This is a genomic window from Butyricimonas hominis (assembly GCF_014287455.1).
Lineage (GTDB): Bacteria > Bacteroidota > Bacteroidia > Bacteroidales > Marinifilaceae > Butyricimonas > Butyricimonas muris.
This window is the reverse complement of the sequence record NZ_JACOOH010000037.1, coordinates 1-1,350: the sequence shown is the minus strand read 5'-3', so window position 1 is coordinate 1,350 and position 1,350 is coordinate 1. Positions and strand designations below refer to the sequence as shown.

Below are 1,350 nucleotides of genomic sequence, written 5' to 3'. Positions count from 1 at the left end.
AGTTCCACACGCAGGTATCTTTGGGACTGAAATTCATTATCAACTGACCGCTATATAATAATGTATATGAAGAATGTAATGTATAAAATCATCATGGGCTGCTACATCGTGGCCGCCCTTGTACTTGTCACCGCCTGTAATGACAACTTGGATATTCAGCAGGCATACCCGTTCAGCATCGAAACGATGCCAGTACCCAAAAGGCTGAAAGTCGGGGAAACCGCCGAAATACGCTGCCAGTTGGTGCGTGGCGGCTATTACCAGCCGACAACCTATCAGATACGGTACTTCCAGCCGGACGGCAAAGGGAAGCTGGAAATGGATAACGGCACGGTGTTCCTGCCCAATGACCTGTACCCGCTGGAAAAAGAAACGTTCAGGCTCTATTACACCTCGGCATCGACAGACCAGCAGACGATTGACATTTATATCATCGACAGCTTCGGGCAGGTGCAGCAACTTTCGCTATCGTTCAATAATGACAACAGCAAGGAAGAAACGGAAACGATAACCCCTAAACAATAAAATGACATGGTAAAAATAGAATTGGATATAAAAGGTATCTCGTGGTATATAGAAACCACGTTGGAAACGGATATAGTTCCGGCAGTAGGTGACATCATCATAGTGGATAAGGACTGCATTTCCGAACGTGACAGTGCTGAATTGTGGAAAATACCGTCCAATCAGGTTTTCAAATGGGCGGACGAAGAAGATGATGCGCCCGTAATGGTATGGTTCGATTGCGACACGGAAATGCTTGTCACTAAGCGGACATGGAAATATGACATCGAGGAAGAAGAAACCGTGTGCATACTTAGTGTAAAATTTATTCACTATGAGGATTTATAGTTGCGACATTCGTTTTTATCATCCTCTTGGGAAACCGGGTATGGAATGATACGCAAAGCGTAAATATCGGGCAGACATCCCGCCGGGAAGCATCGGCGGGATGTTTCCATGATAGGGAAAACGAAAGGCTTCTTTGTTACTTTCTTCACCCGCTGGCAGGCTCACGGAAGAAAGTAACGGCGGCAAGCAGCCGCCGTTTTCTATCAACTGGTTTTAAGGCTCTTTATGGACGTGTATTTCTCTAACCACACCTTTACCTGTTCCATGTTATATTCGCCCGTGATGATTGCCGTATGGTCGTTTATGGCAACAAACCGGACACTCTCGTAGCTGTTTACCCAGCCTTGCAGGGAACAGACACCCCACGTTGCAACATCTTCAAAAACACTGCGGTCTATCCGGCTGATTGGTTCGCCGAAAACTACCGTCATTATCTGAAAGTCCGGTTTATCCTCTAACAGTTGCAAATGGTGCAGCGTGCCGAACTCGTCAGTTTTG

Annotated in this window: 3 protein-coding genes; 2 read left to right on the top strand and 1 reads right to left on the bottom strand. The window is 46.4% G+C overall.

Going from position 1 to position 1,350, the window contains the following annotated elements; genetic code table 11:
- Positions 1-60 precede the first annotated feature (60 nt).
- Complete coding sequence (locus H8S64_RS22045) at positions 61-525, top strand: DUF3872 domain-containing protein (RefSeq protein WP_032941881.1); 465 nt, start codon at positions 61-63, stop codon at positions 523-525.
- A gap of 6 nt (positions 526-531) precedes the next feature.
- On the top strand, positions 532-852 hold the full coding sequence (locus H8S64_RS22040) for a hypothetical protein (RefSeq protein ID WP_016276716.1): 321 nt from the start codon (positions 532-534) through the stop codon (positions 850-852).
- A gap of 203 nt (positions 853-1,055) precedes the next feature.
- On the opposite strand, the gene H8S64_RS22030 is transcribed toward H8S64_RS22040, so the two are convergent.
- The coding region (locus H8S64_RS22030; protein WP_436231474.1) for a DUF6956 domain-containing protein at positions 1,056-1,350 on the bottom strand (295 nt) is incomplete at its 5' end.